At 71.2% G+C, this 14983-nt stretch carries 13 protein-coding genes, 1 pseudogene and 1 riboswitch; of the genes and pseudogenes, 4 read left to right on the plus strand and 10 right to left on the minus strand.

Features of this window, described 5'->3' with window-relative positions; translation table 11 throughout:
- The 4 genes from ABZU72_RS24815 to ABZU72_RS24830 all read right to left on the minus strand — a co-directional run.
- Positions 1-1573: cobyric acid synthase (locus tag ABZU72_RS24815; RefSeq protein ID WP_355021455.1), on the minus strand; the 1573-nt coding region annotated here is incomplete at its 3' end.
- A complete protein-coding gene (gene cobF / locus ABZU72_RS24820) occupies positions 1570-2355 on the minus strand; it encodes a precorrin-6A synthase (deacetylating) (protein ID WP_355021456.1) in 786 nt (261 codons plus the stop codon). The genes ABZU72_RS24815 and cobF, both read right to left, overlap by 4 nt.
- Positions 2352-5999, minus strand: coding sequence for a cobaltochelatase subunit CobN (gene cobN, locus ABZU72_RS24825; RefSeq protein WP_355021457.1), 3648 nt, complete (start codon positions 5997-5999; stop codon positions 2352-2354). The genes cobF and cobN overlap by 4 nt, the downstream gene beginning before the upstream one ends.
- Positions 6000-6032: 33 nt before the next feature.
- Positions 6033-6178: riboswitch (cobalamin riboswitch) on the minus strand.
- Entirely contained in the window at positions 6156-6716 is a 561-nt protein-coding gene (locus ABZU72_RS24830) for a GNAT family N-acetyltransferase (RefSeq protein WP_355021458.1), read from the minus strand. It overlaps the preceding riboswitch by 23 nt.
- Positions 6717-6813: 97 nt before the next feature.
- On the opposite strand from ABZU72_RS24830, the gene ABZU72_RS24835 reads away from it, so the two are divergent.
- The gene (locus ABZU72_RS24835; RefSeq protein ID WP_355021459.1) at positions 6814-7434 is read left to right on the plus strand and encodes a helix-turn-helix domain-containing protein; all 621 of its coding nucleotides are present in this window, start codon (positions 6814-6816) and stop codon (positions 7432-7434) included.
- The gene (locus ABZU72_RS24840) at positions 7427-8152 is read left to right on the plus strand and encodes a hypothetical protein (RefSeq protein WP_355021460.1); all 726 of its coding nucleotides are present in this window, start codon (positions 7427-7429) and stop codon (positions 8150-8152) included. The genes ABZU72_RS24835 and ABZU72_RS24840 overlap by 8 nt, the downstream gene beginning before the upstream one ends.
- Here the strand turns inward: ABZU72_RS24840 and ABZU72_RS24845 are convergent.
- The gene (locus ABZU72_RS24845; protein ID WP_355021461.1) at positions 8134-9564 is read right to left on the minus strand and encodes an NAD(P)/FAD-dependent oxidoreductase; all 1431 of its coding nucleotides are present in this window, start codon (positions 9562-9564) and stop codon (positions 8134-8136) included. The two genes, ABZU72_RS24840 and ABZU72_RS24845, sit on opposite strands and share 19 nt — an antisense overlap.
- A 192-nt stretch (positions 9565-9756) precedes the next feature.
- Here ABZU72_RS24845 and ABZU72_RS24850 point away from each other — a divergent pair, with 192 nt between their 5' ends.
- Positions 9757-10398: a hypothetical protein gene (locus tag ABZU72_RS24850; protein ID WP_355021462.1), complete on the plus strand. Its 642-nt coding sequence runs from the start codon at positions 9757-9759 to the stop codon at positions 10396-10398.
- A gap of 22 nt (positions 10399-10420) precedes the next feature.
- Here ABZU72_RS24850 and ABZU72_RS24855 read toward each other — a convergent pair whose 3' ends face one another.
- The 5 genes and pseudogenes from ABZU72_RS24855 to pcaH form a co-directional block, all read right to left on the minus strand.
- A complete protein-coding gene (locus tag ABZU72_RS24855) occupies positions 10421-10762 on the minus strand; it encodes a carboxymuconolactone decarboxylase family protein (RefSeq protein ID WP_355021494.1) in 342 nt (113 codons plus the stop codon).
- 132 nt (positions 10763-10894) lie between these two features.
- Positions 10895-11572, minus strand: a pseudogene (locus ABZU72_RS24860) (alpha/beta fold hydrolase); the annotation flags it as partial.
- Complete coding sequence (locus ABZU72_RS24865) at positions 11569-12828, minus strand: lyase family protein (RefSeq protein WP_355021463.1); 1260 nt, start codon at positions 12826-12828, stop codon at positions 11569-11571. The gene ABZU72_RS24865 and the pseudogene ABZU72_RS24860, both read right to left, overlap by 4 nt.
- Positions 12829-12836: 8 nt before the next feature.
- Complete coding sequence (gene pcaG, locus ABZU72_RS24870) at positions 12837-13385, minus strand: protocatechuate 3,4-dioxygenase subunit alpha (RefSeq protein WP_355021464.1); 549 nt, start codon at positions 13383-13385, stop codon at positions 12837-12839.
- Positions 13382-14158 carry a protocatechuate 3,4-dioxygenase subunit beta gene (gene pcaH / locus ABZU72_RS24875; protein WP_355021465.1) on the minus strand — a complete coding sequence of 259 codons (777 nt, stop codon included), beginning with the start codon at positions 14156-14158 and terminating at the stop codon, positions 13382-13384. The genes pcaG and pcaH overlap by 4 nt, the downstream gene beginning before the upstream one ends.
- A 71-nt stretch (positions 14159-14229) precedes the next feature.
- Here pcaH and ABZU72_RS24880 point away from each other — a divergent pair, with 71 nt between their 5' ends.
- Positions 14230-14973 (plus strand): IclR family transcriptional regulator, encoded by a 744-nt coding sequence (locus ABZU72_RS24880; protein WP_355021466.1) that lies wholly within the window; start codon positions 14230-14232, stop codon positions 14971-14973.
- The last annotated feature ends 10 nt before the right edge of the window (positions 14974-14983 follow it).

A 14983-nucleotide genomic window follows, 5' to 3' on the forward strand; every position in this document is an offset into this window, starting at 1 on the left:
ACCGGCGGTGCAGGAGCCCATCACCACTGCGACCTGCGGTATGCCCTCGGCCGAGAGCACGGTCCGCTGTCGCGCTCGGGGTGAACGTGTTGGTCTCGACACGACGTCGTTCGTCCCTCACGACGTCGGCTCGACCGACGGGGGAGTTAGCGAGGTCGAGCAGCGCATCGACGTCGAGGTGTTCCTCGACGAGGTCGCCGATCAGGTCCAGGCGGCGCTCGCGGGCGGCCGGGAAGGAGACCGTGGACGGGTCGCGGCCCAGCGTCGCCTCGAGGAACGCGCCGCGCAGCGCGTCGCCCTCCAGGCTGCCGTGCCACATGGTGCCGAAGACGTTGCCGGCGCGGGCGCCGCCGAGGAACTCCGATACCCCGTCGCCGCGGGTGATCCGGCCGTGGTGGATCTCGTAGCCGCTCGCTTCGACCCCGAGCGCCGACCCGGTGGGCAGGCGGAGGTTCTTGGCGGGGGTGAAGTCGGTGCGTACGTCGAGCAGACCCAGCCCCTCGACCTCGGCGACCGAGCCCTCGACACCGTCGGGATCCGCGATCACGCCGCCGAGCATCTGGAAGCCGCCGCAGATCCCGAGGAGCGGGCGGCCGCGGCGTACGTGCTCGGCCAGGGCCACGTCGAGGCCACGCGAGCGGAGCCAGGCCAGGTCGCTGATCGTGGACCGCGTGCCAGGCAGGACGACCAGGTCGGCGTCGGCGACGTCGGCCGGTGAGGAGGCGAAGACGACGTCGAGGTCCGGCTCCAGGCCGAGCGCGTCGACGTCGGTGAAGTTGGAGATCCGGGGGAGGCGTACCACCGCGACCTTGCGGGTGGCGCCGGCTTCCGCACGCCGTCCGTCGAGGTCGAGCGCGTCCTCGGAGTCGAGCCACAGCGACGGCTCCCAGGGCAGCACCCCGAAGACCGGGCGCCGGGTGAGCGACTCCAGCGAGTCGAGTCCGGGCTTGAGCAGCCCGGCGTCGCCACGGAACTTGTTGACCACAAAACCGCTGATCAGAGCCTGGTCCTCGGGCTCTAGGAGCGCCAGGGTGCCGTACATCGCCGCGAACACCCCACCCCGGTCGATGTCGCCGACGACCACGGTCGGCAGCCCGGCATGCCGCGCCAGGCCCATGTTGACGTAGTCGCCGGCCCGCAGATTGATCTCGGCCGGGCTGCCTGCGCCCTCGGCGACGATCACGTCGAAACGAGAGGCGAGATCGTCGTACGCCGCATGGGCCGCGGTCGCCAGATGCCGGCGCCCCGCCTCCCAGTCGTGGGAGGAGACCTCGCCCGCGGGATGCCCCATCAGGACCACGTGGCTGCGGCGGTCGGAGCCGGGCTTGAGCAGCACCGGGTTCATCGACGGCTCCGGGGTGACCCGCGCCGCCAGCGCCTGTACCCACTGCGCCCGGCCGATCTCGGCGGTCGTCCCGTCAGAGGCCTGGCAGACCATCGAGTTGTTGGACATGTTCTGGGCCTTGTAGGGCGCGACCTTGACGCCGCGGCGGGCGAACGCCCGGCACAGCCCGGTCGTCACGACCGACTTGCCCGCATCCGAGGTCGTGCCGGCGACCAGCAGGCCGCTCATGCTTTCGGAGCCCGCAGGAGGTAGATGTCCATGACCCAGCCGGACTTCTCGCGCAGCCGAGTGCGTGCCTCCTCGATCGCCGGAAGGACCTCGCCGACCGTGCCCGCGGCCAGCTCCTCCTCACGGGTGCCGAGGTTGCCGCCCCACCAGATCCGCCAGTCCTCGAGCCCGGGGAGGTCGACGACCCGGTTGAGCATCACCACGAGGTTGTCGTGCCCGGCCTCGACGGCCTCGAGCACGGCGCGGCCGGTGGTGACGTAGAGCGGGCGCCCGACGTCATGGAGGACGAGCCGGTGCCGGGCGGCGAGCAGCTGCACCGAGGAGATCCCGGGGATGACGTCGACCTCGACATCGAGCTGCTCGGAGATCTGGTCGACGACCCGGATCGTGGAGTCGTAGAAGGCCGGGTCGCCCCAGACCAGGAAGCCGACGTCGCCGGGGTGCTCGGCCAGCACGGCGAGATATCGCTCGACCCGGGCCCGGTGCCAGTCGGCGACGGCGGCCCGGTACTCCGCGTCGGTCCCGGTGAACTCCTCACGCCGCTCGCGGGGCGCGTCGGCGACCTTGACCACCCGGGCGGGTTCGTCGAGATGGCGGTCGAGCAGCTCCTCGCGAGCCCGGACCAGCGGGTCGGGCATGCCCTGCTTGACCGTGCCCGACTTGTCGGTGACCAGGAAGAAGTCGACCGACCGCATCGCGGCCACGGCCTCGAGGGTGACCTGGTCGGGGTCACCGGGGCCGACCCCGATGATCTTGATCCGACGCTTGCCAGAAGAACTCATTCCTCCTCCAGATCACCTTCGATGTCGAGATAGATCTCCTGCATCGCCGCGACGAGCTCGGGGTCGGGAGACTCCCACAGCCCGCGCTCGGCAGCCTCGTGCAGCCGCTCGACGATGCCGCGCAGCGCCCACGGGTTCGAGGATCGCATGAACTCCTGGTTGGTCTCGTCCAGGACGTACTCACGGGCGAGCTTCTCGTACATCCAGTCCTGCACCACGCCGGCGGTCGCGTCGAAACCGAAGAGGTAGTCGACGGTCGCGGCCAGCTCGAAGGCGCCCTTGTAGCCGTGGCGCTGCATCGCCGAGATCCAGCGCGGGTTGACCACCCGGGCCCGGAAGACGCGGTTGGTCTCCTCCTGCAGCGTGCGGGTCTTGATGGCGTCGGGGGAGGTGGAGTCGCCGACGTACGCCTTCGGCTCGCTGCCGGTCAGCGCGCGGACGGTCGCGAGCATGCCGCCGTGGTACTGGAAGTAGTCGTCGGAGTCGGCGATGTCGTGTTCGGCGGAGTCGACGTTCTTGGCGGCGACCTTGATCCGGCGGTAGTTGGCGCGCATGTCGTCGGCCGCCGGGGCGCCGTCGAGGTCGCGGCCGTAGGCGAAGCCGCCCCACGCCGTATAGACGTCGGCGAGATCCTGGTCGGAGCGCCAGTTGCCGGCCTCGATCACCTGCAGGATCCCGGCACCGTACGAACCCGGCTTGGAGCCGAAGATCCGGGACGTCGCGCGGCGCTGGTCGCCGTGATCGGCGAGGTCCTCGAGGGTGTGCGCACGGACGAAGTTGTCGGTGTCCGACTCGTCGAGGTCGGCCACCATCCGGACCGCGTCGTCGAGCATCGAGACGACATGCGGGAACGCGTCGCGGAAGAACCCGGAGATGCGTACGGTCACGTCGATCCGGGGCCTGCCGAGCTCTTCGAGCGAGATGACGTCGAGGTGCGTGATCCGGCGGGAGGCCTCGTCCCACTCGGGGCGCACCCCGAGCAGTGCGAGCACCTCGGCGACGTCGTCGCCGGACGTACGCATCGCGGACGTGCCCCACACCGAGAGCCCGACCGATGTCGGGTAGTCGCCGGTCTCGTCCAGGTAGCGCTGCAGCAGCGAGTCGGCCATCGCCTGCCCGGTCTGCCACGCCAGCCGCGACGGCACCGCGCGCGGGTCGACGGTGTAGAAGTTGCGCCCGGTGGGGAGTACGTTGACGAGCCCCCGCAGCGGCGAGCCCGACGGCCCCGCGGGGACGAAGCCACCGTCCAGCGCGTGCAGGACGGCGGACAGCTCGTCGGTCGTCCCGTTCAGCCGCGGCACCACCTGCTCGGCGGCGAAGACGAGCACCTGGCGCACGGCCGGGTCGTCGTGGAGCGTCTCGGCGACCGCCGGGTCCCAGCCGGCCGCGTCCATCCGCTCGACCAGCCCCCGAGCCTGGGTCTCGATCTCGTCGACCGCTGACCTCCCGGTGGTCGAGCCTGTCGAGACCCCTTCCTTGAGTCCGAGCGCCGCTCGCAGCCCGGGCACGGCGCCGCCGACGCCGCCCCACACCTGCGCGGCGCGCAGGATCGAGAGCACCAGGTTGACCCGCGCCTCGCCCTCGGGCGCGGCGCCCAGGATGTGCAGGCCGTCGCGGATCTGGGCGTCCTTGATCTCGCAGAGCCAGCCGTCGATGTGGAGCATGAAGTCGTCGAAGTCGTCGTCCTCGGGCCGCTCCTCCATGCCGAGGTCGCGGTGGAGCTCGGCGGCCTTCATCAGCTGCCAGATCTCGCCGCGGATGGCGGGCAGCTTGGCCGGGTCCATGGACGAGATCCGGTCGTACTCCTCCATCAACGACTCCAGCCGCGCGATGTCGCCGTAGGACTCCGCGCGTGCCATCGGCGGCACCAGGTGATCGATGATCGTGGCGTGCGCGCGGCGCTTCGCCTGGGCGCCCTCGCCGGGGTCGTTGACCAGGAACGGGTAGATCAGCGGCATGTTGCCGATGGCCGCATCCGGGCCGCAGGACGCCGAGAGCGCGGCGTTCTTGCCGGGCAGCCACTCCATCGAGCCGTGCTTGCCGAGGTGGACCACGGCGTCGGCGCGGAAGCCGTGCTCGAGCCAGCGGTAGGCACCGAGGTAGTGGTGCGACGGCGGCAGGTCCGGGTCGTGGTAGATCGCGACCGGGTTCTCGCCGAACCCGCGCGGCGGCTGGATCAGGATGACGATGTTGCCGGCCTGGAGCGTGGCCAGCACGAGCTCACCCGAGTCGTTGACGAACAGGCTCCCCGGCGTCGGCCCCCAGGTCTCGACCATCTGTTCGCGCAGGTCAGCCGGGAGATCCGCAGTCCACTTGTCGTAGTCGGCCTTCGAGATGCGGACGTGGGCGTCGGTGAGCTGGGCGTTGGTCAGCCACTCCTCGTCCTGGCCACCGGCCGCGATCAGCGCGTGGATCAGCGCGTCGCCGGCGGCGGTGTCGCCCTCCTCGGCGGCGACGGAGTCGAGGATGCGTACGACCTCGTTGTCCTGTCCCAGGTCATAGCCCTCCTCGCGGAGCCGGCGCAGCATCCGGATCGCGGAGACCGGGGTGTCCAGGCCGACCGCGTTGCCGATCCGGGAGTGCTTGGTGGGGTAGGCGGAGAGCACCAGCGCGAGGCGCTTGTCGGGGTTGGCCGTGTGCCGCAGGCGGGCGTGGTTGACCGCGATCCGGGCGACCCGCGCGGTGCGCTCGGGGTCGGCGACGTAGTGGGGGAGACCCTGCTCGTCGAGCTCCTTGAAGGAGAACGGGGCGGTGATGATCCGCCCGTCGAACTCGGGGATCGCGATCTGGTTGGCTGAGTCGAGCGGCGTGACGCCGTCGTCGGAGACCTCCCACTCCGCGCGCGAGCTGGTCAGGCACAGGCCCTGCAGCACCGGGATGTCGAGCGCCGCCATCCGCTCCACGTCCCAGGCCTCGTCCTCGCCACCGGCGCTCGCCGAGGCAGGCACGGAGCCACCGGCCGCGAGCACGGTCACGATCAGCGCGTCGAGGGTGCCGAGCGCCTCGTAGAGGTCATCGGGGGCCGAGCGGAGGGAACCCGCGAAGACGGGTACGCCGGTGGCCGCGCCAGTCGCGTCGATGGCGTCGGCCAGCGCGTGGGCGAACGCGGTGTTCCCGCTGGTCTCGTGGGCGCGGTAGTAGAGCACCCCGATCCTGGGGAGTTGTGAAGCTGAGGGTGACCCATGGGCCACGCTGGGGTTCACAACCCGCTCCGGGACGCCCCAGGCCGGGACGGAGGCCGGCGGCTCGAACCCGAAGCCGGTCAGCAGGACCGTGTCGGAGAGGAACGCGTGCAGCTGGGCGAGGTTCGTCGGCCCGCCCTCGGCGAGATAGCGGTGAGCCTCGGCGGCGACACCCATCGGAACGGTGGAGTGCTCCATCAGCTCGGCGCTCGGCTGCTGCTCGCCGCCGAGGACCACGACCGGCGTGCCGCGCTCCTTGACGGCGCTCAGGCCGTCCCACAGGTCGGTGGGCGAGCCGAGGAGCCGGAAGACGACCAGGTCGGCGTCGGCCACGACCTGCTCCAGATCGGTCGCTCGCGACGGGTTCGCCCAGGCGTACTCGGCGCCGCTGGCACGGGCCGAGAGCAGGTCGGTGTCCGAGGTGGACAGAAGGGCGATGCGTACGCGTGCAGAGTCGGCCATGCCGAGTTCCTCCTAGGGGTTCTCGCCCCGTCGATCGGTCGGATTGCCCGTGGCCAGTGTCTGGCTGTGTCCGTGCCCAGAAGCTGTACGGACGTCACAGTGGCGGAACCGCCCCGGACTCTCACCGGGTTCCTGCGCCACGAGCGTGCTCGCAGCCTACCCCGCGTGGCGCGCGAGCCAGGTCTCGCGGGTGACCTCGTACTCGACCTCGCCGTCGGCGTGCCCGGCGAGCGGTTCGTCGAAGGTCTCGTGGAAGGCGCGTACGAAGCTCATCCCGACAGCGACCATGGTCGCGCGGGACGCCTCGTTGACCGCCATCGTCTGCGCGATCACCCGATCGATCCCGAGGTCCTCGAACCCGTGGCGGAGCAGCTCGAGCGAGCCTTCCTTCGCATAGCCCTTGCGCCACTGGCGTTGCGGGAGCCGGTAGCCCAGCTCGGCGGCATCGGTGCGCGGCGGGTTGTCGGGCGGCTCGAACATGTAGAGCCCGACGGCCTCACCGGCCGCGTACCCGATCCACTTGCCCAGCGCCTCCGTCTCCTTCGCCACCCGGATCCACTTGTGCATCCGCTCCTCGGTCTCCTCCGGCCTGAGCGCGCGGGTGAACAGATGGCGGAGCACCACGGGGTCCGAGTTGAGCTCGACGAGGAACGGCAGATGCTCCTCGGAAAGCGGGACCAGGTCGAGGCGCTCGGTGCGCAGACGGGCTTGCGGCATGGGCCAGACGTTAGCCAGGACGTACGTCGGTGGCACCTGGTTTCTGGGGCGATCACCTCAATTGACAAATCTGTTTGTCAATTGCATCCTGGATCTTGTGAGCAACGGCATCATCTATGTCGACGAGCCGGACCGGGTGGCCGCGGCGCTGTCGCCTATTCGTCGGCAGCTGCTCGGTCACCTGCAGGAGCCCACGTCGGCCACCCAGCTCGCTGCCGTGCTCGAGCTGCCTCGCCAGCGGGTGAACTACCATCTGCGGGCGCTCGAGTCGGCCGGGTTGGTGGAGCTGGTCGAGGAGCGGAAGCGCCGCGGATTCGTCGAGCGGATCGTGCGTGCGAAGCCGGGTGCGATCGTGGTCGACCCATCGGTGATGGGCCGCGGATCCGAGTCTGCTGAGAGCGCCGGGCGGATCATGGACCAGTTCGCCGCCGACCACCTGGTCGGGGTCGCGGCAGCCACCGTGCGGGATGTAGCCCGTATGCAGGTCAAGGCAGACGAGCAGGGCAAGCGCCTGCTCACGTTCACGATCGAGGCCGCCGTGCGCTTCGCTGACGCCGCCGACGTGCACAGATTCACCGAGGAGCTGACCGAAGCGCTGCGGCGTACGGCCGAAAGCTTCGACAGCCCGACCGGTCGTCAGTACCGCGTGGTCATCGGCGGGCATCCCGCCCCGGCCGCGGTGGCCGAACCGTCCGAACAGGAGCAGAGTGATGAATGACATTCAGCGCGGCGAGACGCCGCGGATCGAGGTCACCGCGTCGGCCTCGGCCGATGCCGCGTGGCAGGCGCTGCGGGATCCGGCCGCCATCCGACAGTGGCACGGCTGGGACACCGATGAGGCCGAGGCCGAGATCGACTCGATCTACTTCACCGACGTCGTCGAGGAGGCCGACCGGCGCACACTGGTCGTCAACGGCGGCGACAAATTCGAGATCCAGCCGGACGGCGACGGTGTCCGAATCACGCTGACTCGTGCGCCGTTGTCCGGCAACCCGGACTGGGACTCGTACTACGACGATGTCACCGAGGGATGGACGTCGTTCATGCATCAGCTTCGGTTCGCGCTCGAGCGCCGGCCCGGCATGACGCGCCGCACGCTGTTCTTCGCCGATCGCGGCACCTACTCGGGCACCGTCATCGAGCGGCTCGGCCTCGACGCTGTCGCCGACCAGCCCCGGGGCAGCCGCTACACAACGACGATCGCCGGCGAGGACGTGACTGGCGAGGTCTGGTTCCGCTCGGCGCACCAGCTGGGCGTGACGGTCGACGCATGGGGCGAGGGCCTGCTGGTGATCGCCGGCACCGCGCCGTCGGACGCCGACCCGGCCGGCACGTCGATGGCCATCCTCAGCACGTACGGCCTCGACGGCACCGACTTCGGGCAGCTCGACACGAGGTGGGCCGGCTGGTGGGCCGATCACCGGGCGGGGGAGTGATCCCCATCCAGGTGGCGTAGAGCGCGGTGGGCGGCGTGGTAGCCGCACATGCCGTGGACGCCGGCGCCGGGCGGGGTGGCGGCGGAGCAGAGGAACATCCCGGGGATGCCGGTGTCGTAGCCGGCGAGGGTGGGCCGGACGATGAGCTGGCGAAGGGTGTTGGCGCCGGTTGAGATGTCACCCCCGACGTAGTTGAGGTTGTACGCCGCGTAGTCGGCCGGTGTGGTGACGTGCGTCGCCACGATCTGATCGCGGAAGCCGGGGGCGAAGCGCTCGATCTGGGCCAGCACCGCGTCGGTGGCGTCGCCCTCGTAGCCGTGCGGGACCTGCGCGTAGGCCCAGACCGGGTTGAGGTCTCCCGCCGAACGGGACGGGTCCGCGACGTACTGCTGACCGAGCAGCACGAACGGACGCTCCGGCATCCTGCCCGCCGCGATCTCCCGCTCGCTGGTCGCCACCTCGGCGATCGTCCCGCCGAGATGGACGGTGCCGGCGCGGCCGACCTCCGGGTCACGCCACGGGATCGGCCCGCGGACCGCGAGGTCGAGCTTGTACGCCGCGGGGCCGTGCTGCCACCTCCGCATCGCCCGGCGCTGCCGCTCGGGGAGGGCGGAACCGGCGATGTCGGCGAAGCCGCCTGGACTGGTGTCGAACAAGGTGACATCGGCGTCCGGAATGTCGGCGAGGTTGCGGACGGTGGTGCCGGTGACGATGGTGCCGCCCAGCTCCTCGAGCCGCTCGGCCATGGCGAGGGTGATCGCGTGGGAGCCGCCCTCGGCGACCGGCCAGCCGTAGCGATGCCCGCTCACCACGAGCATGGTGCCCACGGCGGCCGGGCCCGGACGGTCCAGCGGCTGGAAAGCGTGCGCCGCGCATCCGGCGAAGAGCCCCTTCGCCGCCTCCTCGCGGAAGGCCCGCGCGAGCACGGTGGCCGGTGGCGCGGCGCGCATCCCGAAGCCGGCCAGGCGGAACGGATGCCGGGGGAGTCGCACCATCGGACCGAGGACGTGGTCCGAGATCGCGTCCCAGCCGCGTACGACCGGGCCGAACACCTGCTGCCAGCGCTGTCCGTCGGCACCCAAGCCTGCGGCCGTCTCCTCGACGGAACGGTGCAGGAGCGCTGCCGTGCCTGTGTCGAGCGGATGGGCGAGCTCGACCTCGGGAAAACGCCAGGTCAGGCCGTACTTCTCCAGCTCGAGGCCGCAGAGGAACGGTGAGGCCAGGCCGAGCGGATGGATCGCCGAGCAGATGTCGTGGCGCAGCCCCGGCAGGGTCAGCTCGGCGGTGCGCGTCCCACCGCCGACGGTCTCCGCGGCTTCGACGACCGTGACCTTCACGCCCTGCTGCGCGAGCACGATCGCAGCCGCCAGGCCGTTGGGCCCGGCGCCGACGACGGTTGCGGTGGACGACATCAGGACACAGCCTGACGCCTTGTCGCGGCCGCGACAAGCGACACAGGCGTACGTAGAACTGCGTAGGTCGATGCCGCGTCCGACCGGACGCCCGGCCGGAGCGACAGCGGAAGGCTCGAGTCATCCCATCCGAGCAAGCGAGGAGATTCGAGAATGTCCACGTCGACCACGTCTTCACAGGCAGCTACAGCCGTGTCCCGCTCTGCCCACAACCGGGCGATCGCAGGGGCTGCGGTCTTCCTGGTCGCCTACCTGGCGGTGAGCCCGGTGGCGGGCATGTTCGCCACCGGCGACATCCCGCTACCGACCGATCCCGGCGAGCAGATCAAGGCCTTCCTGGTCGCCAACCCGCTCGCGGCGATCTCCGGAGCGATCCTGCAAGCCGTCTCGGTCATCGGCTTCGCGGTCTTCGCCCGCGTCGTGGTGCCGATGACCGGCAACCGTGCCCTGGGCGTGGTCGCCGGCGTCTCGGTGGCCGCGATGCTGGTGTCCTCGGTGATCACCCTTGTCTCCGCGGTGTTCGCGGCCGACCTCTCCGCCGACACCCTCGCGACGCTTCGCCTCACCGGCTTCTACGCCGGCGGCGTGGTGAACGTGACCACGCTCGGCTTCGTCGCCTTCGCCGCCTCGCGTCAGCTCGTCCGCATCGGCGCGGTGGGGAGGGGCACCGCGACCCTCGGGTACGTCGTGGGCACGCTGTCGATGCTGTCGGTGATCTCCCTCGCCGTCTACTACGCCAACCTCTTCCTGCCGCTGGGCCGGGTGGGGTCGATGGTGTGGACGCTCGTCGCGGCGATCGTGCTGATGCGGCGTACTGGAAGGTCGGCGAAGTGAGAGTCCGGACCGCGGTTCGGACTCAGTCGTTCAGGACGCGGTTGGCGACGGCGAAGGCGGTGTTGGCGGCGGGTACGCCGACGTAGATCGAGGTCTGCAGGAGCACCTCGATGATCTCCTCGCGGGTCAGCCCGTTGGTGAGCGCGGCGCGGAGATGGAACTCGAGCTCGTCGAAGTGGCGGCCGGCGACCAGGGCGGTGAGGACGCCGATCGAGCGGTCCCGGCGGGCGAGGCCGGGGCGGGTCCAGATCGTGCCCCAGGCGTAGCGCGTGATCAGGTCCTGGTAGTCGCGGTTGATGTTGGTGATCGCGGCGGTGGCCCGGTCGACGTGGTCGTCGCCGAGCACCTGGCGGCGTACGTTCATACCGGCCGCGTAGGCCTGGTCCGAGGCCGTCACGTGGGAGGTGATCAGGCTGGCGACGGCGTGCGGTGCCTCGGCGGGAGCGAGGTGACCGACGGCGTCGAGGCTGACGAGCCGCCCGCTGCGCACCCCGACGACGATCTCCTCGAGCGAGGCCGGCGGGGTCGGGGCGTCGTCGACACCCGCGATCGCCAGGACCGGTGCGGCGATCTCGGCGAGCCGGCCGCGGACGTCGTACGCCGCCAGCGCATCACAGACCAGCGCGTAGCTCTCCGCGTCGGCGTCGCGCAGCGAGTGGAGCAGGGCGCCGCCCCGGGCGGGCTCGCGCTCGAGGAAGCCGGGGGCGAACCAGCGCTGGGTGGAGCCGGCGACCTGTGAGGCGGTGCCTGCGGCGCGTACGGTCTTCGCGCGGTCGTTCCAGCCCTCCGGCTCGCCGATCTTGGCGCCGGTGTTGGTGAGCACCGCGGCGCTCACCCGGGTGGGTGCGTCGAGCAGGAGCTGGAGGCCGACGGCGCCGCCGACCGAGTCGCCGGCGTAGGCGAAGGTGCCGTGGCGCTCGCCGCGGTCGGTGAGGACCCGGTCGATGCAGGCGAGCACGCCCGCGGCGAGGTCGGCCATCGAGAAGGCGTCGGAGGTGGGGGTGCCGTGGCCGTGGCCCGGGAGCTCCCAGCCGATGACGTGGAAGCTGTCCGCGAGCAGCTCGGCGGTGGCGGCCCAGAGCGCGGTCACCGAGGTGCCGAGGGACGGGCCGACGACCAGGATCGGCTTGCTCGGGTCTCCGGCCAGCTCGACGGGGGTGATCCTCGGTGTCATTGCAGGTCCTTCCAGATTTCGTGCGCGCGGGCGAGAGTCGTGTCGATGAGGGTGTCCGCGGCACCGAGATAGTCGTCGAGCCCTGCGGCCGCCTCGGTCCCGGCAAGGATCTCGCCACCCACGAACCCGGTCAGCGACCGCTGCTCGGCCAGCAGGTCCGCGCCCGCGGCTTCGGCGGTGGCGCGCATCCGGGCCGCATCGACGCGGAGCCCGGCGAGAAGCTCGGTGGTCTGCGAGGCGGCGACGGCGCTGCGACGGGCGAGGGTCTGCAGGGTCTCCCACTCGACGTGCCAGGCGCCGTCGGGACGCTCGTCGACGTACGTCGCCGCTGCGGTGTGGAGCGTGGAGGCCAGCGGGGGAGCGGCGAGCGCGTGGCGACGGATGAGGACGGAGAGCACCGGGTTGGACTTGTGCGGCATCGTCGACGAACCGCCGCGCCCCTCGCCGGCCGGCTCGGCGAGCTCGCCGATCTCCGGGCGGGTGAGCAGGGTGACGTCGGTGGCGATCCGGCCCCAGGTGTCGGCCGCGGTGACCAGCGCGTCGGCGGCCGCGGTCAGCGGGGCGCGGTTGGTGTGCCAGGGGACTCGCGGGGTCAGCCCGAGCGTGGTCGCCGCGGTCGCGGCCGCCTCTTGTGCGGCGGTCACGGGATCGCCGAGACCGCGGAGCCGGGCCAGACCGACGACCGCCGCCAGGGTGCCGGCCGCGCCTCCGATCTGTGCGGGCAGGGACGTACGCGTCCGGCGCAGGGCCTCGGCGGCGTCGCTCAGGCCGGAGAGCCAGGTCGCGGCCTTGAGCCCGAAGGTGATCGGCACCGCGTGCTGGGTCAGGGTGCGGCCGGACATCACCGTGGCGCGGTGGTGCCGGGCGAGACCGGCCAGCGAAGCGGCCTGCGCGGCGAGCTCGTCCTCGACCCGGTCGAGCACGTCGGCGAGACAGAGCACGAGCGCGGTGTCGACCACGTCCTGGCTGGTCAGGCCCTTGTGGACCCATCGGGCGGCCTCACCGTCGAGCCGGCCACGCAGCAGCTTCACGAGTCCGATGACGGGGTTGCCCCCGGCCTCAGCACCCTCGGCGAGCACTGGGACGTCGTCCGCGGAGACCAGGCCGACCAGCGGCGTACGCGCTTCCTCCGGGGCGATCCCGGAGGACGCGACAGCGGCCAGCCAGGCCTCCTCGACCCGCACCATCGCGGCGAGGTAGGCGGCCTCGGAGAAGAGATCCCCGGCGCGCTCCTCGCCGGGCCACAGCAGCGACATTCGACTCCTCAGCCGTAGGTGAGAAAGGTGGTCTCGCGGTCGCCCTGGAGGTGGATGTCGAATCGCAACCCGGTTGCGTCCGCGGTTGCCACCAGCGTCGCACGCTCGTCTTCGGACAGCGACACCAGCAGGGGATCGCCGGCGTTGGCCGGGTGCTCGGGCAGGTAGATCCGGGTGTGCAGCTTGTCGAGCAGACCGCGGGCGAAGACGGTGAGCGCGAAGAAAGGTGCCGAGCCCTCTGCGGACGCACCCGGGAGCACCGTCGAGAACGTGTAGTGGCCGTTCAGGTCGGTGTCGGCGCGGCCCCAGCCGGTGAACGTCCAACCGTCGCGGTGCAGCGACCCCTCGGCCTGCGGGACGTTGCCCTCGGCGTCGGTCTGCCAGATCTCGAGGAGGGCGTCGGGGATCGGGTTGCCGGCGCCGTCGTAGACCCAGCCGTGCAGCCGGATCGAGCCAGGGCTGCCGGGTGGGACCAGGTCGGCGTCGCCCTCGTAGGGGAGCGCGTAGCCGAAGAAGGGGCCGATCGTCTGGCCTGGCGTGGGGATGGCGGTGCTCACAGGTCGCCCTCCTCGGGCTCGGTCCAGGTGCGGCTCGGGCCGGTCAGGACGATGTCCCAGTTGTAGCCCATCGAGTACTCGGGGGTGGAGAGGTCGTGGTCGTACGTCGCCACCAGGGCATCACGAGCCTTCTGGTCCGTGATCGACTGGTAGATCGGGTCGAGCGCGAAGAGCGGGTCGCTGGGGAAGTACATCTGCGTGATCAGCCGCTGCGTGAACGCGCGGCCGAAGAGCGAGAAGTGGATGTGCGCCGGCCGCCAGGCGTTGATGTGGTTGCCCCACGGGTAGGGGCCGGGCTTGATCGTCTGGAACCGGTAGCGCCCCTCGGAGTCGGTGATGCAGCGGCCGACGCCGGTGAAGTTGGGGTCGAGCGGCGCCGGGTGCTGCTCGCGCTTGTGGATGTAGCGGCCCGCCGAGTTGGCCTGCCAGATCTCCACGAGCTGGTTGCGCACAGGACGCCCCTCGCCGTCGGTCACCCGGCCGCTGACCGTGATCCGCTCGCCGATCGGCTCGTTGCTGCCGGCGATGGTCAGGTCCGCCTCGAACGGGTCCACGTCGGAGTTCCCGAAGCACGGGGCCCACAGCTCGATGGTCTCGGGGTCGGCATGGCGCGGGTCCTTGGTGGGATGGCGCAGGATGCTGGACCGGTAGGGCGGGTAGTTCAGCAGAGGCTGACGTACGTTCTGGCCCGCGGAGTCGGCCTCGAGCTTGGCGATCTCGGCCGAGAGGTCGGCCTGAGCCTCGACTGGTTGTTTCTTGGTGGGCGCTGTCACGCTCCGAACGCTAGGTGCCGGAGGCGTACGATGAAAGCGCGGACTTCCGCTGAGCGAAAGAGGTGGGCGAGATGGCCGGAGGCAGTGGAGGCCGCACGGTCGCCTCCCGCGTCCTCGGCCTCATCGGCGCCTTCGACGCCGGTCATCGCCGGCTCACGCTGAGCGAGCTCGCGGTCCGCGCGGACATCTCCCTCCCGACCGCCCACCGCCTGGTCGCCGAGCTGGTCGAGTGGGGTGCTTTGGTGCGCGGCGAGGACGGGACGTACGCCGTCGGCCGTCGGCTCTGGGACGCCGGCCTGCTCGCCCCGGTCGCCACGGACCTGCGCTCCGTCGCGGCCCCGTTCCTGCACGACCTCTACGGCGCGACCCTGGAGACGGTCCATCTGGCCGTTCGCGAGGACGACCACGTGCTCTACCTCGAGACGCTCCGCGGCACCCGCAACGTACCCATCGTCTCCTCGGTCGGCTCGCGCCTGCCGATGTACTCCACCGGCGTCGGCAAGGTGCTCCTGGCCCATGCCCCCGAGGACGTACGCAACCGGGTGCTGGCCGGCCCGCTCAAGCCGTTCACCCGCCACACCATCACCACCCCCGGCCTGCTGCGGCGCCAGCTCGACCGGGTGATCTCCGAAGGCTATGCGACCACCGCCGAGGAGATGACCCTCGGCGCCTGCTCGGTCGCGGTCCCGATCACCACCGGCTCCGGGGTCGTCGGCGCCCTCGGCATTGTCGTCTCCGACCTCCGCCGCAACCGCCTCCGCCTCGTCTCCGCCCTCAAGGTCGCCGCCCAGGGCGTCTCCCGCGCCCTTCCGTGAGGTGGGGTAC

The sequence above is a fragment of the Nocardioides sp. NPDC004968 genome, assembly GCF_040608935.1.
In the GTDB taxonomy this organism is placed as follows: domain Bacteria; phylum Actinomycetota; class Actinomycetes; order Propionibacteriales; family Nocardioidaceae; genus Nocardioides.